Consider the following 19,638-nt stretch of genomic DNA (forward strand, 5'->3'; position numbering starts at 1 on the left):
AACTTTTAGGCGACCAAAACTCCTTTTTTATATACAGAAACAACAGGCGATACTCCGGCATGGTAGGCAAGGATAGCCGGGGAATCTCCGTCTAAAAGCAGGAAATCAGCTTGTTTTCCCACTTCAAGGCTGCCTACGGAATGTTGCCTCTCAAGGGCCCACGCGGCATTTATTGTTGATGCCACAAGGGCCTCTTGTACTGTCATATTCATATTCATAACGGCGAGGCCGAAGACAAAGGGCATTGATTCCGTAAAGCACGATCCGGGATTGCAGTCTGTAGCCAGAGCCACAGGAACATTAAGCTCTATCATTCTCCTGGCTGGTGCATAAGGTTTGCGAAGACTATAGGCAGTGGCTGGCAGAAGGTTGGCTATAACTTTTGCTTCTGTCATGGCTTTCAGATTTCTTTCTGAAGCGGCGAGCAGGTGCTCCGCAGAAACTGTTTGAAGTTCGGCAGCTAAGCCCGCTCCCCCCGTATCATAAACCTCATCTGCATGAATCCGCGGTTTAAGGCCGTGTTTTTGTGCCGATTGCAGAATCTTGCGGCTCTGTTGAAGGGTGAAAACACCATCTTCGCAGAATACATCGCAAAACCTGGCAAATCCCTGTTTTGCTACGGCGGGGATCATTTCATCGGTGAGAATGCTGACAAAGGTGTCAGGGTTTTCTTTGTATTCCTGGGGAACAGCATGGGCTCCCATAAAGGTAATGGCCACGTCAAGGGGAGTTTCCCGTCTGATGCGATCAATGACCCGAAGCATTTTCAGTTCTGTTTCAGTGTCGAGACCATAACCGCTTTTTATTTCTATTGTGGTTGTGCCGAAAGACAGGGCAGAAAGCACGTTTTCAAGGGTTGTCTGAAAAAGTTCTTCTTCACTTGCCTCCTTGACAGCTCTGACAGAAGAAAGAATTCCACCTCCAGCCCTAAGGATGTCGAGGTATGGAGTGCCGGCAATACGCTGAGAGAACTCCCTTTCCCGTCTGGCAGCGAAACAGATGTGGGTGTGAGGGTCGACAAAGCCTGGGATAAGGCAGCATCCTTCGCAATCGATCTCTATGTCCACATCGTAAAGAGAGAGGTCTTTTATTACGGCATGCTCCTCCCCTATTTTTTCAATGAGGCCGTTACGGCATAAAAGGGCTCCCCGAGCGATAGAGTCAACCTTCCCCTGATTATCTCCTGACAGTGGAGTTTGGCTTGATGCCGGGGTATAAATAGCTGCATTTCGAAAAAGAGAAGTGATCATTTTTGCTCCTCCTCTGCCATGTTGGGGTAACGTTCATGGTTTCTGACCTCTGGTAAGATGGCATCCATTACATGTTGGCGGCTCCTCTCGCTTAAATTTAAAGCACATTCTATGAGTTGTGTCATAGGTAAATCCCCCCGTTTCTTAGAGTTGGGATGATATCTGTGCTCCCCCTTCCATCAGAAGGGCACGAAGCTCTTCCACGTGCCCGTCAAAGCTGGAAGAAAGGCCAGCGATTCCCAGCTGACAGACAAACTGTCCGTTCCGATCAAATATGGGGATACTCAGGTCTCCCGCATGGATCATCCATTCTTCCTGGCTAAAGGCATATCTTTGTTTTTTGATGATTTCGATCTGATCTTTGAGCTCTTCAGGGTCAATTGTTGTTTTCGAAGTGAATGGCACAAGTTCCTGGGAAAGGATTTTTTGCTGAATTTCCGGTTTGGCGAAGGCAAGGAGGATTTTCCCTGTGGCTCCGGCGTAAAGAGGGATAGCCATTCCCTTATGGGCAACGAATTTTAATGCCGTTGCCGGTTCTACAGAGTGGATGCATCTCCCTTCCGTTCCATTGAGAATAGAAAGAAGAACGGTTTTGTCGGTCTTTGCCGAAAGCTCTTTCATATAAGGGTCGCAGCGTTGAATGAGTTCATGGTAAAAGGCTTTTCGGTCAAACAAGAGGAAAAAACGGATGCCTGTACGAAAATTTTCAGTGATCGGATCTTGGTAAACCCAGTCTTCCTGTTTCAGAGAGCGAAGAAAACGGTGAACAGTGGTGCGTGGAATGCCAGTACGTTCTTCTATATCCCTGATGCTCAGCAGGTCATCGGCCCTGCTAAGAGTTTCCATAATGCGAACAATGCGAGGGATGACATCATGACGGGAAGAAGGTGCCATTCATACTCTCCTTTTGTATTGGGACAGATTGTCCCATAATCTGTTATTAAAATTTACCCTAATGCAAATGAAAAGTCAACCGCAGAAGATTTTGCTATACTAGACAGAAATGACTGAAAGGGGGAAAGGAGATGCAGTATAGACGTATGCCTGGAATGACAGAAGAACTTTCTATTCTCGGCTTTGGATGTATGCGTTTTCCTGTAACACCAGAGGGAAATATTAATGAAGCAGAAGCCACCGAAATTTTGCGTTACGCCATTGACAACGGTGTGAACTATGTAGATACGGCCTGGTCTTACCATAACGAAATGAGTGAACCTTTTGTGGGAAGAGCGCTGCAGAATGGTTATAGAGAAAAGGTTAACCTTGCCACAAAGCTGCCATCGTGGCTCATCGAAAAACATGAAGACATGGATTTTTATTTAAATGAGCAGCTGCGGCGTTTAAGGACAGATACCATTGATTTTTATCTGGTCCATTCCCTCAACAGACAGCGTTGGGACAATATGGTGCAACATGATGTCTTCTCTTTTCTTGAACGGGCGAAAGCAGACGGGCGCATTCGCTACGGAGGTTTTTCCTTTCATGGAGAGTATGAGCTTTTTGAAGACATTCTCAACGCCTGGCATTGGGATTTTTGCCAGATCCAGTACAATTATCTTGATGAGAACTATCAGGCAGGGACCAGAGGATTAAAAGAAGCGGCGTCCCGGGGCCTTGGCGTGGTTATTATGGAACCTTTAAGAGGTGGAAAGCTGGCCGTAAATGTGCCAGATACCATTCAGGGCATCTGGAAGGAAGCAAGGGAGGAAATGAGCCCTGCTGCCTGGGGATTGAGGTGGGTCTGGAACCATCCGGAGGTGTCGGTGGTCCTGAGCGGCATGAATTCTATAAACCAGGTGAAAGAAAATATTGCGGCAGCTGCGAAGGGTATCCCCGGTGCCTTGTCAGTTCACGATCTTGATGTTGTGGCAAGGGTTAAGGAAGAGTATAAAAGGCGGATGAAGGTGGATTGCACGAACTGCCGTTACTGTATGCCCTGCCCTCAGGGAGTGAATATTCCAGAATGCTTCAACCGCTATAACATGGCCTTTATGTTTGATGATGAGAAGATGGCCAAAGACACCTATTTTGTGTTTGTAAAAGACTATGAAAGGGCGAGCCTATGTGTTGAGTGTGGAGCCTGCGAAGAGGTTTGCCCTCAGAATCTTCCCATTCGTCAGCAGTTAAAAGAGGTAGTGTCCCTTTTTGAAAAAAATAAGGAAGAGAAATAGAGTTGCCATCTATAGTTTTGAAGATAAGGCGGATGAAGCGCTAAGCGGCCACTCCGCCTTATCTTTGGGGTTTTAAAGAACTGCTTTTACCATTCCTCCGTCGGCAAGTATGGTTTGCCCCGTGATGTAACTGTTTGCCTCTGAACAAAGGAAAACGGCAAGCCTGGCGTATTCGTCGGGGTGGCCATATCGGCCGAGAGGTATCTGATTCATGGCTTCACGGCTTATTTCATCTGCGGAAACCCCTCGCTTGACAGCTAAAGCCTGATCGAGCTGGCGTATTCGCTGGGTATCGAATCGTCCGGGCCCAATGGCATTGATCAGAATATTATAAGGGGCAAGCTCCTGGGAAAGAGTTTTTGTGAGGCCGATAACACCGAGTCTCAGGGTGTTTGATAGAATAAGGTTTTCTATTACCTGTTTAACGGAAGAAGACGTGGAATTCACGATCCGTCCCCACTTTTGAACCTTCATAAAAGGAAGTACCTCCCGGGTGGTTCTAACGTAGCTGAGAAGGTTGAGTTCGAAGGCTTTTTGCCACGCTTCATCGTCAAAGGTGTCAAAGGTTCCTGCAGGAGGCCCCCCCGCGTTATTTACAAGAATAGAAATGGGACCGAGCTTTTCTGTCGTCGTACGTATAAGATTTTTAATTTGCTCTCCTTTGGTTATGTCACATACTGTGTAATAGGGAGTTACGCTAGTGTCATCGGTAAGTTCCTGAACTGCGCGGTTAAGCATTTCTTCGTTGCGGCTAGCCATCATGACTGTTGCGCCTTCCATAAGGAATCGTCTAGCTATAGACTTCCCCAGGCCGCTGCTTGACGCCATAATGAGGGCAACTCTGTTCTTAATACCTAGATCCATAACCACACCTCCTTTTCTCTAAGCCTTATTATAGTATTCTGTAAATTCAGTCTTGAATCAATAGGTCAAAAGCACTTTCGGCATTTTATCGGATTAGGCAAAGTGTCTTTCGTGATAAACTGACTTTTACATAATGAAGGATATATTCTTTGAAGGAGAGATTGGTATGTGGAAGCATATATTTCTTGCTGTTCTTGTGACGGGAATTGCCGTTGTCATTTTGATGTGGAATGCTGGAAGCCTATGGGCTCTCCCTCGCCAAATTCCTCTTGAAGATTTCTTTAGAAATCCTGAAAAGGTTTCTTTTTCCCTTTCCCCCAATGGAGAATATTTAGCGTATACGCAACCGTGGCAACGGCGCATGAATGTCTATGTGCAAAAAATAGGATCTCATGATGAGCCTTTGCGCCTCACAGAAGCCACGGCCCGAAATGTAGCCGGGTACTTCTGGAAGGGAAATGATCGCATAATATATATTCAGGACTCTGGCGGGGATGAAAATTATCACCTCTTTTCCGTAGACATTACCGGCAAGAATAAAAAGGAACTCACGCCCTTTCCTAACGTACGGGTTTCAGTTGTTGATGATCTGGAAGATGTGGAGAACGAAATGATCATTGCCATGAATCGGCGGGATTCTCGTCTTTTCGATGTGTATCGAATCAATGTTACCACAGGGGAAATGGGCCTTGTTGCTGAAAACCCTGGGGATATTGCCGGATGGCTGACAGACAATGAGGGGAAGCTTCGGGCGGCAGTAAGAAGCGATGGCGTTCAGACAAGTCTTTTATACAGAAAAACTGAGGATGAACCTTTCCGCACAGTTATAACGACTAATTTTAAGGATTCAGTGAGCCCTCTCTTTTTTACCTTCGACAACCGTTATCTTTATGTAGCATCCAATCTTCACCGCGATAAAAGCGCAATATATCGCTACGACCCCGAAACAGGAACGTTTCTCGATTTGGTTTATGAGCACCCCGAAGTTGATGTTTACAGGCTTCTTCGATCTAAAAAACGCCAGGTTATTACGGGAGTTCGCTTTATCACAGATAAGGGGCATTACGCTTTTTTTGATGAGGAACGGAGGCAGCTGCAGGCCATACTAGAAGAAAAGCTTCCAGGATACGAAGTTGGGGTAGCGAGTATGAGCCGCGATGAAAATAGAATGCTTGTATATGCGGGAAGCGACCGAACCCTGGGCTCCTACTATTTTTACGACCGCAATACGGGGGATTTCGAGAAACTCGCGGATTTAAGTCCGTGGTTAAAAGAAGAAGAGATGGCGCCGATGAGGTCTATTACGTACACATCCCGTGATGGGCTGACCATTCACGGCTATCTTACCCTGCCTGTAGGAGTAGAGCCGAAAAATCTGCCAGTGGTTGTTCATCCCCATGGAGGTCCGTGGGCCAGGGATGCTTGGGGCTTCAGCCCTGAAGTTCAATTTCTTGCCAACAGAGGATATGCGGTTCTGGAGATGAATTTCAGAGGATCCACTGGGTATGGCAAAAGTTTCTGGGTTGCTGGTTTTCGGCAATGGGGGCGTAACATGCAAAATGACATTACCGATGGGGTGAGTTGGCTCATAAAAGAGGGTATAGCTGACGCAGAGAGAGTTGGCATTTACGGCGCTTCCTATGGCGGTTATGCTGTTTTAGCTGGACTGGCCTTTACTCCGGAGATCTATGCTTGCGGTGTTGATTTTGTTGGGCCTTCCAATCTTTTCACCTTGCTTGAAACCCTTCCTCCCTATTGGGAACTGGGGCGGCAAATGATGTATGAACAGGTTGGCGATCCTGAAAAAGACAAGGATTTACTTCGCTCAGTTTCTCCTGTGTTTCACGCGGATAAAATACGGGCGCCTCTTTTTGTTGCTCAGGGAGCAAATGACCCGCGGGTCAAAAAGGCTGAGTCAGATCAGATTGTGGAAGCGTTGCGTAAGCGCAATATAGACGTTGAATATATGATCAAAGATAACGAGGGACATGGTTTCGCAAATGAAGAGAACCGCTTCGATTTTTACCGGGCTATGGAAACTTTTTTAAGCAGGCACTTGGGAAAACCCACGAAGTGACGTTTGGTCTGAAGAATTTTTGTGAAACTTGCTGGGACTGCGTTTAAATGGCGTAATGTTATGTTCGCAACATGGAAAATGTCAAGATATCGCAGAGGGGGCTGTGAGAAGCCCCCTCTGTTGCGATTTTCTAGTTCTAGAGTCCGAGGAAATTTGGAAGCCAGGTTACAACTCCCGGAACGTAGGTTATAAGAAGTAGCAAAATTAGTAGCGGAACGAGCATGAGAATGAGATCCTTAAACATTTCCCGAAGGGAGGTTCCGGCAATTTCGCAAGATACGAAAAGACACACGCCCAGAGGCGGGGTGCACATGCCTATTGTTAGGTTCACTGCCACCATTACTCCAAAATGGATAAGATCAATCCCGAAGGTCTTTACCAGGGGAAGGAAGAGAGGCACAAAGATGGTGAGGGCGCTCGTGGTGTCAATAAAGGTTCCGGCAATAAGAAGGATGATATTCATCACCATGAGGGCTCCCCACTTAGAAGAGATTACCTGGAGAAGACTCTGTGTTACAGACTGGGGAATCATCTTTACGGTCATGAACCAGATAAAAAGGCTCGCAGTCATAAGTACCGTAAGGATGATGCCGTTTGTAACAGCGGCCTCAAAGAACGCTCGTTTTATACTATCCAGGGAGAGCTCTCTATAGACCACTCCTCCGAGGAATAAGGAGTAGGCAACAGCAATGGACGCCGATTCAGTGGGAGTGAAAATTCCTCCTACAATTCCTCCAATAATTATAACTGGCATGAGAAGAGCGAGAATGGCGTCTTTAAGCCCTTTACGAAGTTCAGCAAAGGAGGCTTTTGTTTCTCGCCCCACGTATCCCCTCCGCTTGCTGATCATCCAGTTGGCGATCATGAGGAAAACTCCCATGAGAATTCCAGGTATTACTCCGCCCATGAAGAGTTTTGCAATAGAGCTTCCGACGATGACTCCATAGACCACCAGAGGAATGCTGGGGGGTATAATGGGACCAATTGATCCCGCAGTGGCCACCAGCGATGCCGTGTACTCTTTGGAGTATCCCTTTGAGATCATCTCGGAGATTAAAAGAGCGCCTATAGCTGCTGTGGCAGCAATAGCAGAGCCAGTGACCGCGGCGAAGATCATTGATGCGACAATAGCCACCATCCCAAGGCCGCCTGGCCAGTGCCCGACAAGAGCTTCTGAAAAGTCGGTGATACGCTTCGATATTCCTCCAACAGCCATAAGATTTCCTGCAAGGATAAAAAGAGGAATTGCGACAAAAGCGAAATTGTCAACACCGGTGAACATACGTTGAACAATAACCTCCATGGGAAGTCCGGCTCCTGATAATCCAATGAGGGTCGTTATGCCTAAGGAAAAGGAGATAGGTATTCCCAGCAGGAAAATTCCGAAAAGGACAATTATCCAAAGCATATCTATCTCACCTGCTTCCTGTACCGGTAGCCCCGCCTCTTCCGGCAAGAGCGATAAGGAGCCTCAATGTATCTAAAATGAGGAAGAATACCATGAATAAAACAGTAATAGGAACGACCATGTAGATGTAACTCATGGGAAAAAGAAGATATGGAGTCACCTGGTCAGCATTTGCTTTAATGAAAGGAATGCTGAAGTAGAGAACAAAACTCAGGAAGATGATCACCACAACATTTGAAAGGAGGTCGAACCAGGGCCTTGCCCATGAAGGAAATACTTGCACAAGGACATCGATATTAAGGTGGGCCTTCTTAAAAACCCCTACACCCATGCCAAAGAAGATGGAGTAGACGAAGAAGATACGGATCACGTCTGTTGCCCACGGCATGGGGAGCTGGAAGACATAGCGTTGGATAACCTGTCCAAAGGTTACGAAGAAGACCACCGCAAGACAAATTCCCGAGAGGATAGTAAAAATGTTTTCAATTTTTTTCAATGGGATCACTCCTCGATTTCTCTCCGAGAAAAAGCTCTGGGGGAGAAATCCCCCAGAGCTGAGAGGCATTATTTTACTTTTGCTACTTCGTCCTTGATCTTTTGAACAAGAGCTTCGGGAACTACGTCAGCGAGAACTTTGTGAAGATCTTCTGTCGCTTTTGCGAAAGCTTCTTTATCAGGATTCTCCTCCACCTGAACTCCGGCCTTCTTTATGATCTCGAAACGTTCCTTATCCATCTCGGCGAGGGTCGCCCGTTGGTAGGCTGCTGCTTCGGCCGCTGCTTCCACCAATATTGCCTGATGTTTCGGGTCGAGACCATTGAACCATTTTGGATTTGCTATCACAATGGCCGGCTCATAGGTGTGGCCGGTCAGGGAAAGATATTTCTGGACTTCGTAGAATTTCATGGAATAGATTGTAGCTACAGGGTTCTCCTGGCCGTCCACAACTTTTTGCTGCAATGCTGTGTATAGTTCGCCAAAGGGAATTGGTGTAGCAATTGCGCCAAGGCGTTTCATGAACTCGATCCAGATCTTTGATTCCTGCACCCGGATTTTTAGTCCCTTCATATCTTCAGGTGTTTTCACCGGACGAACGTTGTTCGTTATATTCCGGAAGCCCACTTCCCAGATGGAGAGGTTCTTGAACCCCTTTGCAAACATGATGTCGGCGAGGTCTTTGCCAACAGCTCCGTCGAGCACTGAATAGACCTGCTCACGGGTCTGGAAAAGGAAGGGAACGCCGAAAACCTGAAGCTCAGGAACAAACCCTGCCAGGTTGCTGGCTGCTACCGAACTCATTTCGATTGTCCCCATTCGGACACCCTCAGCAAGATCCCGTTCCCCGCCAAGCTGGGCCTGGGGGAAGATGTTTACCTTCAGTTCTCCTCCAGATTTTTCCTCAACTACCTTCTTGAAGTGCTCTGCGCCAATCTGATACTGGTGCTCTAGGCTTCCCGAATGAGCGAATTTGAATTCAACTGTGTTTGCAAATACCGCACCTGTCCAGAGTATTGCTGCCATTACGACTAGCACCAAAAAAATTCCACTTCTCTTCATTGTCCTTCCCCTCCTATTTGGTTTGTGTATCATAGATCTCAGGAACCCTGTCATTGAAAACTGTTATGAATTTCCGAATTTCTGAAACTGCTTCCAGGTTGAGGGTGACGAACCCGGCCTCTTCCCCTTCGCTGCCTTCAAAGAGAACCTCTCCTTTAGGGCCGATGACCATTGATCCCCCGGCAAAATGGGTATTTCCCGTAGTTCCGCATCGGTTGCATGCTACCACGTACATCTGATTCTCGATGGCTCTGGCGCGAAGAAGGGTCTTCCAGTGGTCTACCCTTGAGCTCGGCCATTCCGCACTTACGAAAAGAACCTCCGTTCCTCTCAATGCATAGGTACGGAGCCATTCGCAAAAGCGGATGTCATAGCAGATGACGCATCCGGCCTTTATCCCCTCCAGATCGAAAAGGCAGTCTTTTTTGCCACTGAGGAGGTATTTATCCTCATCCATGAGTCGGAAGAGGTGGACCTTGTCATACCAGGCCACAAGTTCCCCCTGAGGGTTGATAGCCTGCGCCCGATTGGTATGCCCCTCTTTAGTGGAAACAAGAACTGACCCTCCCACAAACCAGACGCCATATTTCTTGGCCAGGTTGCCGAGAAAGGCAGCAGTTCTTTTCCCTTCAGTATCTGCCAGTTCAGAGGCTCGTTCCAAGGCGTACCCTGTATTCCAGAGTTCAGGAACCACGATGGCCGTTGGCACATCTGAAGGAACGTAGGCCTGGGACATCCATCTTTCGATATTCTCACGGTTTTTCTTCTCATCGCCGATGGCGATGTCAAGTTGCAGTACTCCTACTCTAAGCTTCATTCCATACCTCCTTAGTTGCGGTCGGGCAGAATACGGACAGAATATTCATGACGAATCTCCCTGTTCAGAAGGGGGTCTTTAAGAGAGAGAACGTATTTTTCGCCATAAATAAGCCCCTCTCCGAGGGTAGGAAGGGTACCGCTAAAGAGGGCAATCCTGCAGGAGGAGCATGGTGAATCCTCTTGAGCCAGTTCAAAAAGCTTTTCTGGCTGTAGCATTTTCCCAAGTGTTCCTTCCTGATAAAGTTTCCCGTCTGCCCAGCATCGGAGTTCAATGCTGTCCCAGTGCCCACGAATTTCGTCCATCCGCCAGAAAGCGGCTCCCACAATCTTCGAACATATTTGTTTGGCTTTTGCCACCGATACTGTTTCAAGGGCCCTATCTGTATGATCGCTTGCTACTGTGACGCAGAGCTCTCCTTCTTCGGTCCGCGCCAGGAACACTTCTACTTCTCCGGAAGTGAAATCTCCCACCACCCACAGAGTATTCGACGAAGAAACCCGTTCTGGCTCCACCCAGTACATTGAGGGAACTTTATCAGGTGCAGGCACTCCTATCTTTCGAAGTTCCTCAACGTGAGCAAGGACGCTTGCTTGATCTCTCCCGGTGTAGCCCGCAGCGACACAGGCATCCCATTTCAGAACCTTTCTTTCGCATACCCCGTTTTTCCTTAATACAGACACATCCATCAGCATGTTTTTCCATTCCTCCTTCCATATCATGAAGTAATGGTCTCAATTTTTTTAATCAGCACGTCTTCAGTGATTTCAAGATGATCCTGAAGGGCATCTTTAGCATCTCTTTTTCTTCTTGCAATAAGGGCTTCTACAACTCGCCCATGTTCTCCCAATACAGCTTCGTATCTTTTCTCGTTCATGGCGAGCATGCCAAGCCAGATCATTTCTTCGCTAACACTGTTCCAGAACCTCTGGAGCCTGGAATTTCCTAAAATTTGAAAGAAAATGGCATGGAAGGATTGGTCTGCCAGAATAAAGTCGTGCAAGTTATTCTGTGACTCTTTCATGAATGAGAGCATATTGGTCATATGTCGTCCTGTTTGTCGAAAAAGATCACCGGAAAAGATAAGATCAAGGGCATCCCGCTCTAGAAGCCAACGGGCCTGAAAGACCTCTCGTATTTCCACGGGAGAAACAGAGCGAACTTCAATATTTCTCCTGGAATTTACAGTAATCCATCCCTCCTGGGATAAGCGGTGCACGGCTTCTCGCACAGGAGTTCTGCTTACTCCTAACTCTTCAGCAAGGGCCCTTTCCTGAAGCGAGGATCCAGGCGGGAATTCCAGAGAAAGAATCCCTTTTTTAATGCGATCATAGGCTTGTGAAGCGAGATTTTTTTTCTCCATTTGGTATACCACATCCTAGAGTTGGTATACCACAAGAGTAATTTAAGAATTGCGACTTGTCAATATACAAAACAAAAAGAGAGAAAAGGCCGATCTTTTTCGAGAACGGCCTTTTTGCGTGAGATTCTTTTTCGTTAAATGTTACTGGAGCCCAAGACGCTCCAGGGTCTCTTGGTAAGGAACTCCATTTTCATCCCAGCCCCGCAGCTGATAATATTCAGGAAGCATTTCCGGAACTCTGCTTAACTTCCCCTTTCCCGGCCCTTCGGGGATAGGTTCTTTCAAAAGTCGCGGAGGAAGAGTGTCTTCAGTCTTGGGATCAAGCCCTTCTCTTAAATTGAAAAGGCGCTCGAGGTTCCATATTCGGTCTCCGCACGTCATGATTTCGTCCGCAGAATAGTCAAACCCTGTCCCTGCTTTCAAAAAAGCGGCGTAATCTGAGGCATCAAGAGCAAAGGATGTAAAGAGACACATTCCCGAAGAATCGATGGCAGCGGTGAGATCGTGAAAGATTTTTCCCCACAGGGGTTTTTTCGAAATATCGTCAGGGTCTAGTTTCTCTGGCGCGCCGAGAATTTCTGGAGAAATGAGGTACCCTCGTACGTGGCAAGCTCCACGGTTGCTTACGGCATAAGTCAGCCCGATTCCCTGGATAGCCCTGGCATCATAGGCTGGCATTTCCTGTTTTTTTACTGTCATGGACAGTTCGGGATGCCCGTACATATCACAGAGACGCCAGGAGCCCTGGGCAAGTTTTTTGCCAAGCCCCTCCCCTTTTCCCATTTTCTCTGTCCAATACGCGAGGGCTTCTGTATTGCCAAAGGTGAGTTCGGGACCGCCCTCGAGCTCCTCCTTTTTGATGTATCCTTTTTCATATAGCTCCATGGCAGCTGCTATGGTTACGCCTGTGCTGATGGTGTCAAGTCCATATTCATTGCACGTATAGTTGGCCATTATTATGGGTTCGATAGGCGCGATGCCGCAGCATGCGCCAAGGGCGAAGATACTTTCGTACTCTGGCCCTTCTCCGGCTATATCGTTAACCTTTGTAATACGTCCACAGCCAATAGGACAACCGAAGCAGTGGTAATTGTCTGTTAGATATTTTGCTGCAAGAGTTTCTCCAGATTGTTTATCTGCGTCCTCCATATAGGCTCCTTGCCAGTTGCGGTAAGGGTAGGCTCCGGTCTGGTTGATGATATTCACCAATATGGCTGTTCCATAGGCCGGCAATCCCTGACTTGTGACAGGATGAGCCTTGAGTTTGGCTGCTCTTTCTTTTAACACAGCAGAGAATTCTTCAGAGTTGGCGACATAGGGTCGGGATGTTCCTCGTACAGCGATGGCTTTAAGGTTTTTTGACCCCATAACTGCGCCTACTCCGCTTCGCCCAGCGGCTCTGTTCTTTTCGTTCATTATGGACGCAATGGGGGAAAGATGCTCTCCAGCCGGGCCGATGCAGAGGACCTTGGCCTTTGGGTCTTGAATGTCCTCAAGGATTTGATCGGTGGCGATGTGGGTGTTTTGTCCCCAAAGGTGGCTTCCATCCCGAATCTCCACCTGATCATCACGGATGTTAATGTAGACTGGACCATCGGCTTTTCCTTCAATAATAAGCATGAACCAGCCGGTTTTAGCGAGCTCGGCTCCCCAGAACCCCCCGGAATTGCTTGATGCAATATAGCCGGTGAGGGGGCTTTTGGTAACAACCATATATCGGCCTGCAGCAGGTGCTGCTCGTCCCGTTAAAGGTCCGGTTGCGATGATGAGGCGGTTTTCAGGGCTCAGTGGATCAACGTTGGGAGGATTTTCATCGTAAAGGACTTTGGAGGCATAGCCGCGGCCTCCGATATAATTACGAAGGAGCCTTTCGTCCAAAGCTTCTTTTGTCATTTTACGAGAAGACAGGTCTACTCGCAAAATGGCGCCAAAGCGGCCTTCCATTGGGTTCCCCTCCTTCTCTCTTCTCTTCACATAAAAAATTATTCTTTTTAAAAGTTTCTCTCTCTTCTCCTCTTCATCTATCCCTTAAAACGTATTTGTTGTTTTTTTGTCAAGATCCCTCCTTAATCAGAGCATGGGCGGCTCGTATAGATTTTGTTCTTTCCAGTACTGCTCAAAAATCTCAAAAAGGGAAGTTACCTGGTCACCAAGCTGCTGAGAGATACTGAGAATGATGCAGTTCAAAACACTCATAGGGGCCGCAAAAGAATCGATAAAAGAAATGGGGGAATAAGGAACAGCAAGTATGTGGAGGGCATGGTTTGCCAAAGGACTTGTGTGTTCGTCGGTAATGGCAACGGTTTGTAAATTATGTTCTTGGGCCCGACGAAGCACATCTACTGTCCACGTAGAATATCTTGGAAAGCTTATTCCTACAACTACGCTTTCTCTAGGGGCATTTACGAGCAATTCATAGGGAGAGTCCAGGGGCATGAGCTTCACTGCCGGTAAAAGCCATGATAGATAGAAGGAAAGATAATAGGCAAGAGTATAAGAGCTGCGATAACCGGCAATATAGACGGCGGGGGCTTCAACAAAAGTCTTTGCCAAATCGAGAAGCACTTTTTCATCGAGACGGAATTGAGCCATTTTCATGGCGTTAATATCTTTATCCATAGCCGTGCCAAAGATTCCCTTTTTCCCTGATGACCGGTATTTTTCTAGACGGGCAAGGGTTGAGAGGTCATCTATCAGCATGTGGCTTATGGATTGGTGGAGTTCCTGATATCCGGAGAGTCCCAGCGTGTAAGCGAAACGTATCACAGTGGCTTCGCTGACTCCCACATGGGCTCCGAGTTGAGAGGCTGTTAAAAAAGCCGCTTCCCGCGGTTTTTCAAGAATAAAGCGCGCTACTTTTCGGTGTCCTGGAGACAATTCGTTGATTTTTGCTGTAATGCGCTCTCTTAACATCAAGGGTTCTCTCCTTAATCATGTTTTTTCATAAAAAGATCTGTGTAAACAGCATAAAAAAATCAAGGTCATTCTTTGTCAATGAATAAACCCAGACTCTTAAGATTGAAAAAAAATGAAGGTTGATATATTATAAGAACATTCTAACATATTTCTAATTTTTAATTTTTAGTCATTCCTGTTTAATAATCTACCTCTTCTTTTCTTCGCACCATGAAGCAGCCACCGAATGAGAGGTCTTCTAAAATTAGCAGAATTTTCCCTTTTTATACAATTAAGAGTGCATTGACGGTTAAAGAAAGACGTGAGGCAGGTAACGGTTTTTTTGTGAAGAGAGGGAAAAGATGAAAGAAAACAAATGGGAAGAAAGAGAATATGCAAGAAGTTGCAGACAGATTTCCCTTCCCTTTGAAGATGGATTAAGTTTTCTGGAGCGAAAAGATGACAGTATGTTTCAGGACTTTTCCATATGGTTCAATGTCAGTCTCGATCATCCCGATCTTCTTTTATCGCTTATCGATGAAGATGGATGTCTCCGTTTTTGGAATAGCACTGCAGAACGAATCAGCGGTTACAGCTCGGATTCTCTTTTAGGCTCCAGAAAATGGCTGTCACTTCTCTATCCGGATAGCGAATATCGCCAGCGGATGCTTTCCTCTTTGCGAATGATAGCCTTGGTGAAGGGAGCTTCGGTAACTGTCGAAACGAAGATTCAGGGGAAGGATAGTCGGTTTCATACGATCCTATGGGTGTGCAGCAACATGACCCCCATGTTGGAAAATCATCTTTCCGGGGTGGTCTGTCTTGGTGTGGATATAACGGCCCGATGGGAGAGAGAAAAGAGTTTAACCGAACGGGTGGCTACAATGTCGGCGCTTTTCGATAATATGGCAGATGGCGTTTTTCTTCATGAGGTCGACGAGGATGGATGCCCGGGCCCCTTCATTGAAGTGAATGAAGGAGCCTGCCGTATGCTCGGCGTGAAGCGTGAGGATCTTCTTGCTATGTCCCCCATCAGCATTGATGCCCAGATACAGAGAGAAGAAATGCCTTCTGTTGTCATAGATATCTTTAGGAAGGGGCACCATACCTTTCAAACTTTATTGAAAAAGCGTAGTGGTGATATTGTTCCTGTAGAAATTCATTCTCACCTTTTTTCTTTTCAGGGTAAGCCGTATATCCTCTCTATAGCTCGTGACGATTCAGAACGAAGAAAGAATGAAGAGGTGCTTTTGGAAAACCATAAGTTTTCTTCATCCATCCTCGACAAAAGCCCAAATGCCGTGTTTGTAATTGGGCCGGATACCCGCATTCAATATGTGAACGAATCCTTTGTAAGACAGTTTGGTTTTCAGACTGAAGAAATTGTGGGCCGGCCGGCTCCATATCCCTGGTGGCGAAGTGATTACTGGATTAATATGGGCGAACTCCGCATTGCCATGCACGATGGGATTGTAGGTAAAGAGAAACATTTTATTCGAAAAGATGGGGAAGAAATATGGGGTGAAATAACTGCGGTGCCCATTCGCGAGGAAGATTCCCGTCTCCGGTTTTGTGTCCTCACATGGAAAGATCTGACTACGTATAAAAAACTGCAAGAAGAGTTGCGTCTTAACCAGCACCAGCTGCAATACTTGTCTTCCGAGCTCTATGTGGCAGAGGAACGGGAGAGACGGCGAATCTCAACCGATCTCCATGACAGTGTGGGTCAAAACCTCGCTCTTTCCCGCATTAAGCTTGAGATGCTGAAAAAGAGAACAAAAGGTAGAGATCACCAGGGGGCTATCGACGATGTTCTTTCTCTTATCAACCGTTCAATTCAGGAGATGAGAACCCTTATTTTCGAACTGAGCCCTCCCATGCTTTTTGAATTAAGCTTTCATGCCGCAGTTGAGTGGCTGGTGGAGAAAATGGAAGAAGAGCACGGACTTTGTATCCTGTTCAAGGATCTTCTAATGTCAGATGAAATTCCCATGGATATAAAGATATTTCTTTTCAGGGCTCTGCGGGAACTCGTAATGAATATTATTAAACATGCAAATACAACGGAAGCTGTTGTTACATTATCCCGATTCGATCCTTGGACGATAACTCTTGAAGTCAAGGATAATGGCGTGGGTTTCGACCTTTCCTCGTTAAGGGAACTGGGGCGGGACCCAAGCAACTTTGGATTATTGAGCATCCGGGAGAGAGTGAACTATCTTGGCGGTTTTATGCAGATTCAGACTCTTCCCGGAGAAGGAACAAAGATATCCCTTTTTGTCCCTGTAGAGGGAGAGGAAGAAAGGTCTAGTGAAATCGATGAAAAAAGTCAGGATTCTGCTTGCTGACGACCATCAGATCCTTCGTGATGGTCTGAGAACGCTCTTAAATACTCAGGAAGATATGGAGGTCATAGCCGAGGCTGATACAGGCAGAAAGGCTATCGATCTGGCCTTATGCCATTGTCCTGATGTTCTGGTTATGGATGTGGTAATGCCTGAGCTGAATGGGATAGAGGCTACAAGCCAGCTTAAAAAAGACCTTCCTGAAATTAAGGTTCTGGCTCTTTCAATGCATGCTGATCGTCGCTTTGTCGCTGAAATGCTTAAAGCCGGAGCGTCAGGTTTTTTGCTGAAAGAATGTGCCTTTCAGGAGCTCGCAGAGGCAATCCGTTCAATTATAAAGGGGAAAATGTACTTGAGTCCCAGCATTTCAAAGTGCGTGATCGAAGAGTATGTGGGGTTTCTTTCAGGGGATGAAAAGGAACATGCAGACTCTGAGTCTGCCTTAAGCCATAGAGAAAAGGAAGTTTTGCAGTTGATCGCGGAAGGCAAGGCAAATCGAGATATTGCCAAAACCCTCCATATCAGCGTCAAAACAGTGGAAACCCATAAGTATAATATAATGCGCAAGATCAACCTTCATTCCGTTGCCGAGCTGACGAAGTACGCTATCAAGAGCGGACTGACACCTATTGACTAAGTGATATCCCTGATCCCCTCAGGAATATCACTTAGTTTCCCCGGAAAGCTTCTTATGCCTTTTTCAGGCACATAGCCTTTTTCAACAAGGGGATTACGCAGCCCCTTTCAGTTTTATCCCGATATCCTATTTTAATTAAGTTGAGTAATCTTTACAAAGAGCTATTCGGCTCCAGCTCTTTCGCTGGGAAGGGGGTCGTAAAGGTGCCCGCGTAACGCGGGTTTGCCTGATAAGTTCTTGCTTTCCGGCAGCGTAAAAGGGTATATGGGAGATAAGGCTATCTGCAAAAAAAGGGGGAAAGAAAGATGAAAAGACTATTTCTTCTGCTAGCAGTAGTCGCCATGGTGGTCTTTGTGGCAGGTGCAGTTTTTGCCGAAGAGGCCCCCATGACACTGGAAGAGGCGGGCTTTAACGTCAATTGCGATCCTGTTATGTGCACACCTTTCGACACTTTGAAAATCAACTGGAAAGTTATTCCCATCAACTGCCTGCAGATTAAACAGGAAGAGATCTGCATGCAGACCTACATCGGCTGCACATATGGCTGGTGCGATGAGGAGTGCATCTGGTACTCAGTCATGGCTACTGGAACCGATGTGAGAAAGATAGTGGGCAAAATCAATGCTAACATGCCCGATCATGTCTCTCTGTGGGCCAAACTGAACGCTCCTTATGGAACGAGCGCTGTTGGCACACCTCACTGGACAATTCTTTCCACAGAGTATGTGGACCTTGTAACAGGTCTTTCCAAAGTCTGCGGAAACTGGGGCAAGGGCGGACTCAAGCTTTGCGCTGGCCCAGATGCAGAGAAAGCAGCGGGAACCCGTATCCTGACCCTTCTCATTCAGGACGCATAGTGGTTGTACTTTAGGGCGGCGCTGGGGGGCGCTGCCCTTTTTTATCCCTTGAGAAAGGAGATTAAAAATGAGTGGAACCACGGCAATCTCACGAGCTGTTCTTCTTGTGTTTCTCGTTATTTATTCTCCTTTGAGCGATCGTTCAGAGGCCATGGAACTCATCGCCCTGGGAAGCTGGTCTTCTCTTGTTATCGGGGCATCAGCCTCAGGGGGACGAGGCATGAGGGAAAGCGACCCCTCCATTATTTCTTTAGCGGTAGTCAATGCAAGGGGACAGGACGCACAGTGGAATGTAGAGGCGAAACTTGTAGAAGGCACCCTTTTGCCAGAAGGGGTCCAGATCTGGATTCGCCGTACAGACGGCGGCATGGGTGCAGGTTGGGTACGGGGTGGAACATCGTATCAGATAGTAGAACCTGCAGGAACGACTCTTTTCACCGGAGTTGGGGATCGAAATCGTATATGCCTTCAATTGAAAGTTACAGGTATTACGTCAGAAACACCCAAGGGAGTCTATGCTCCCCATATTGCCTTTACGGTGGTGGATCTATGATGAGACAGACAGTGAGAAGGGCACTTTTGACGATAAGCGTGATGGTATTTTTTTTCTTTGTCATGGGAACTGGAGTTGTTCTGGCGAGCACTGTGGACATAGAAGGAGATCTGACCTATCGATTTGCGGTAACTCCTGGCCAGGAGATCCGGGGACAGCTTGTTATAAGGAACAACGATAAAGAACAGCCTGTTCAGGTTGCTATCAATCAGTCGGACTATCTCACCTATGCAGATGGCAGAAATGACTATGGCCAGCCAGGGAGCACCAGCCGGTCCAATGCGTTATGGATGGTTTTAACCCCTCGCCAGCTTACTATCCCTCCTTCTGGAACCGCAATTGTTAACTATGTAATTCAGGTTCCTAAGGATCCATCCCTTTGTGGAACTTACTGGAGCATGATTATGGTGGAACCCCTTGACCAGTTCATGCTGGAACCGCCCAAAGGCATTGACAGCAATATGGCTTTTAATGTTATGACAATTTTTAAGTATGCCGTTCAAATGATTACAGATATTGGAAACACAGGCATAAGGAATATTGAATTTGCCGATAAAAAGCTTATAAGTGACGGGAGCAAATCCGTACTCGCTCTCGACATTGTGAATACAGGAGAACGTGTTATCCGTCCCCTGGTGTGGACGGAGCTTTACGATGAGCAGGGAAACCTTGCCGGACGCTTTGAAGGAGGTCAACGGTGGATTTTTCCAGAATGTTCCTGCCGTTTTGAAATACCCTTTCAGGGCGTAAAGGCAGGAGAGTATAAGGCGTTGGTCATAGCGGATGGCGGAGAGGATGAAGCTTTTGGTGCCCAGTATGCCCTGGTACTCAAATAAAGAGGGTG

Annotated in this window: 19 protein-coding genes; 7 read left to right on the forward strand and 12 right to left on the reverse strand. The window is 46.9% G+C overall.

Features of this window, described 5'->3' with window-relative positions; all coding sequences use genetic code 11:
* Nucleotides 1-5 precede the first annotated feature (5 nt).
* Genes hutI through B2U56_RS08850 form a run of 3 tightly spaced genes read right to left on the reverse strand, consistent with a single transcriptional unit; the run spans nt 6 to nt 2,144 of the window.
* Nucleotides 6-1,250, reverse strand: coding sequence for an imidazolonepropionase (hutI, locus tag B2U56_RS08840; RefSeq protein ID WP_286953422.1), 1,245 nt, complete (start codon nt 1,248-1,250; stop codon nt 6-8).
* Nucleotides 1,247-1,375, reverse strand: a complete 129-nt coding sequence (locus tag B2U56_RS08845; protein ID WP_273015547.1) for a hypothetical protein — start codon at nt 1,373-1,375, stop codon at nt 1,247-1,249. The genes hutI and B2U56_RS08845 overlap by 4 nt, the downstream gene beginning before the upstream one ends.
* A 19-nt stretch (nt 1,376-1,394) precedes the next feature.
* Nucleotides 1,395-2,144, reverse strand: a complete 750-nt coding sequence (locus tag B2U56_RS08850) for an IclR family transcriptional regulator (RefSeq protein ID WP_213700358.1) — start codon at nt 2,142-2,144, stop codon at nt 1,395-1,397.
* 131 nt (nt 2,145-2,275) lie between these two features.
* On the opposite strand from B2U56_RS08850, the gene B2U56_RS08855 reads away from it, so the two are divergent.
* The gene (locus B2U56_RS08855) at nt 2,276-3,421 is read left to right on the forward strand and encodes an aldo/keto reductase (protein WP_273015545.1); all 1,146 of its coding nucleotides are present in this window, start codon (nt 2,276-2,278) and stop codon (nt 3,419-3,421) included.
* Nucleotides 3,422-3,493: 72 nt separating this feature from the next.
* Here the strand turns inward: B2U56_RS08855 and B2U56_RS08860 are convergent, their stop codons facing one another.
* The gene (locus B2U56_RS08860; RefSeq protein ID WP_273015544.1) at nt 3,494-4,285 is read right to left on the reverse strand and encodes an SDR family oxidoreductase; all 792 of its coding nucleotides are present in this window, start codon (nt 4,283-4,285) and stop codon (nt 3,494-3,496) included.
* Between the two features lie 166 nt (nt 4,286-4,451).
* Between B2U56_RS08860 and B2U56_RS08865 the strand changes: the two genes are divergently transcribed.
* Nucleotides 4,452-6,362 carry a S9 family peptidase gene (locus B2U56_RS08865; RefSeq protein ID WP_286953423.1) on the forward strand — a complete coding sequence of 637 codons (1,911 nt, stop codon included), beginning with the start codon at nt 4,452-4,454 and terminating at the stop codon, nt 6,360-6,362.
* A gap of 136 nt (nt 6,363-6,498) precedes the next feature.
* On the opposite strand, the gene B2U56_RS08870 is transcribed toward B2U56_RS08865, so the two are convergent.
* The 8 genes from B2U56_RS08870 to B2U56_RS08905 all read right to left on the reverse strand — a co-directional run bounded on the left by B2U56_RS08870 (nt 6,499) and on the right by B2U56_RS08905 (nt 14,420).
* Nucleotides 6,499-7,770: a TRAP transporter large permease gene (locus B2U56_RS08870; RefSeq protein ID WP_286953424.1), complete on the reverse strand. Its 1,272-nt coding sequence runs from the start codon at nt 7,768-7,770 to the stop codon at nt 6,499-6,501.
* Nucleotides 7,771-7,777: 7 nt separating this feature from the next.
* Nucleotides 7,778-8,266 (reverse strand): TRAP transporter small permease, encoded by a 489-nt coding sequence (locus B2U56_RS08875; protein ID WP_286953426.1) that lies wholly within the window; start codon nt 8,264-8,266, stop codon nt 7,778-7,780.
* A 68-nt stretch (nt 8,267-8,334) separates the two neighbouring features.
* Entirely contained in the window at nt 8,335-9,327 is a 993-nt protein-coding gene (locus B2U56_RS08880; protein WP_286953427.1) for a DctP family TRAP transporter solute-binding subunit, read from the reverse strand.
* A gap of 13 nt (nt 9,328-9,340) precedes the next feature.
* A complete protein-coding gene (locus B2U56_RS08885; protein WP_286953429.1) occupies nt 9,341-10,144 on the reverse strand; it encodes a carbon-nitrogen family hydrolase in 804 nt (267 codons plus the stop codon).
* 11 nt (nt 10,145-10,155) lie between these two features.
* Nucleotides 10,156-10,839, reverse strand: a complete 684-nt coding sequence (locus B2U56_RS08890; RefSeq protein ID WP_213700390.1) for a DUF2848 family protein — start codon at nt 10,837-10,839, stop codon at nt 10,156-10,158.
* Between the two features lie 23 nt (nt 10,840-10,862).
* Nucleotides 10,863-11,507 carry a GntR family transcriptional regulator gene (locus B2U56_RS08895; protein WP_273015001.1) on the reverse strand — a complete coding sequence of 215 codons (645 nt, stop codon included), beginning with the start codon at nt 11,505-11,507 and terminating at the stop codon, nt 10,863-10,865.
* Nucleotides 11,508-11,648: 141 nt separating this feature from the next.
* Complete coding sequence (locus B2U56_RS08900; protein ID WP_286953431.1) at nt 11,649-13,451, reverse strand: aldehyde ferredoxin oxidoreductase family protein; 1,803 nt, start codon at nt 13,449-13,451, stop codon at nt 11,649-11,651.
* 126 nt (nt 13,452-13,577) lie between these two features.
* Nucleotides 13,578-14,420 carry a MurR/RpiR family transcriptional regulator gene (locus B2U56_RS08905; protein WP_286953433.1) on the reverse strand — a complete coding sequence of 281 codons (843 nt, stop codon included), beginning with the start codon at nt 14,418-14,420 and terminating at the stop codon, nt 13,578-13,580.
* Between the two features lie 344 nt (nt 14,421-14,764).
* Here B2U56_RS08905 and B2U56_RS08910 point away from each other — a divergent pair, with 344 nt between their 5' ends.
* The 5 genes from B2U56_RS08910 to B2U56_RS08930 all read left to right on the forward strand — a co-directional run bounded on the left by B2U56_RS08910 (nt 14,765) and on the right by B2U56_RS08930 (nt 19,630).
* Nucleotides 14,765-16,750, forward strand: a complete 1,986-nt coding sequence (locus B2U56_RS08910) for a PAS domain S-box protein (protein WP_286953435.1) — start codon at nt 14,765-14,767, stop codon at nt 16,748-16,750.
* A complete protein-coding gene (locus tag B2U56_RS08915) occupies nt 16,722-17,384 on the forward strand; it encodes a response regulator (protein ID WP_286953461.1) in 663 nt (220 codons plus the stop codon). The genes B2U56_RS08910 and B2U56_RS08915 overlap by 29 nt, the downstream gene beginning before the upstream one ends.
* Nucleotides 17,385-17,689: 305 nt before the next feature.
* Nucleotides 17,690-18,241, forward strand: a complete 552-nt coding sequence (locus tag B2U56_RS08920) for a hypothetical protein (protein WP_013049244.1) — start codon at nt 17,690-17,692, stop codon at nt 18,239-18,241.
* Between the two features lie 67 nt (nt 18,242-18,308).
* A complete protein-coding gene (locus B2U56_RS08925; RefSeq protein ID WP_013049243.1) occupies nt 18,309-18,794 on the forward strand; it encodes a hypothetical protein in 486 nt (161 codons plus the stop codon).
* A complete protein-coding gene (locus B2U56_RS08930) occupies nt 18,791-19,630 on the forward strand; it encodes a hypothetical protein (protein ID WP_286953438.1) in 840 nt (279 codons plus the stop codon). Before B2U56_RS08925 ends, B2U56_RS08930 begins: the two co-directional genes overlap by 4 nt.
* Nucleotides 19,631-19,638: the final 8 nt, after the last annotated feature.

Source organism: Aminobacterium sp. UBA4987 (assembly GCF_002396985.1).
In the GTDB taxonomy this organism is placed as follows: domain Bacteria; phylum Synergistota; class Synergistia; order Synergistales; family Aminobacteriaceae; genus Aminobacterium; species Aminobacterium colombiense.

Bases quoted from the DNA above. Each gene is read 5' to 3' on its own strand.
- hutI (WP_286953422.1), bottom strand. From the start codon at position 1,250: ATGATCACTTCTCTTTTTCGAAATGCAGCTATTTATACCCCGGCATCA.
- B2U56_RS08845 (WP_273015547.1), bottom strand. From the start codon at position 1,375: ATGACACAACTCATAGAATGTGCTTTAAATTTAAGCGAGAGGAGCCGC.
- B2U56_RS08850 (WP_213700358.1), bottom strand. From the start codon at position 2,144: ATGGCACCTTCTTCCCGTCATGATGTCATCCCTCGCATTGTTCGCATT.
- B2U56_RS08855 (WP_273015545.1), top strand. From the start codon at position 2,276: ATGCAGTATAGACGTATGCCTGGAATGACAGAAGAACTTTCTATTCTC.
- B2U56_RS08860 (WP_273015544.1), bottom strand. From the start codon at position 4,285: ATGGATCTAGGTATTAAGAACAGAGTTGCCCTCATTATGGCGTCAAGC.
- B2U56_RS08865 (WP_286953423.1), top strand. From the start codon at position 4,452: ATGTGGAAGCATATATTTCTTGCTGTTCTTGTGACGGGAATTGCCGTT.
- B2U56_RS08870 (WP_286953424.1), bottom strand. From the start codon at position 7,770: ATGCTTTGGATAATTGTCCTTTTCGGAATTTTCCTGCTGGGAATACCT.
- B2U56_RS08880 (WP_286953427.1), bottom strand. From the start codon at position 9,327: ATGAAGAGAAGTGGAATTTTTTTGGTGCTAGTCGTAATGGCAGCAATA.
- B2U56_RS08885 (WP_286953429.1), bottom strand. From the start codon at position 10,144: ATGAAGCTTAGAGTAGGAGTACTGCAACTTGACATCGCCATCGGCGAT.
- B2U56_RS08890 (WP_213700390.1), bottom strand. From the start codon at position 10,839: ATGCTGATGGATGTGTCTGTATTAAGGAAAAACGGGGTATGCGAAAGA.
- B2U56_RS08895 (WP_273015001.1), bottom strand. From the start codon at position 11,507: ATGGAGAAAAAAAATCTCGCTTCACAAGCCTATGATCGCATTAAAAAA.
- B2U56_RS08900 (WP_286953431.1), bottom strand. From the start codon at position 13,451: ATGGAAGGCCGCTTTGGCGCCATTTTGCGAGTAGACCTGTCTTCTCGT.
- B2U56_RS08905 (WP_286953433.1), bottom strand. From the start codon at position 14,420: ATGTTAAGAGAGCGCATTACAGCAAAAATCAACGAATTGTCTCCAGGA.
- B2U56_RS08910 (WP_286953435.1), top strand. From the start codon at position 14,765: ATGAAAGAAAACAAATGGGAAGAAAGAGAATATGCAAGAAGTTGCAGA.
- B2U56_RS08915 (WP_286953461.1), top strand. From the start codon at position 16,722: ATGAAAAAAGTCAGGATTCTGCTTGCTGACGACCATCAGATCCTTCGT.
- B2U56_RS08920 (WP_013049244.1), top strand. From the start codon at position 17,690: ATGAAAAGACTATTTCTTCTGCTAGCAGTAGTCGCCATGGTGGTCTTT.
- B2U56_RS08925 (WP_013049243.1), top strand. From the start codon at position 18,309: ATGAGTGGAACCACGGCAATCTCACGAGCTGTTCTTCTTGTGTTTCTC.
- B2U56_RS08930 (WP_286953438.1), top strand. From the start codon at position 18,791: ATGATGAGACAGACAGTGAGAAGGGCACTTTTGACGATAAGCGTGATG.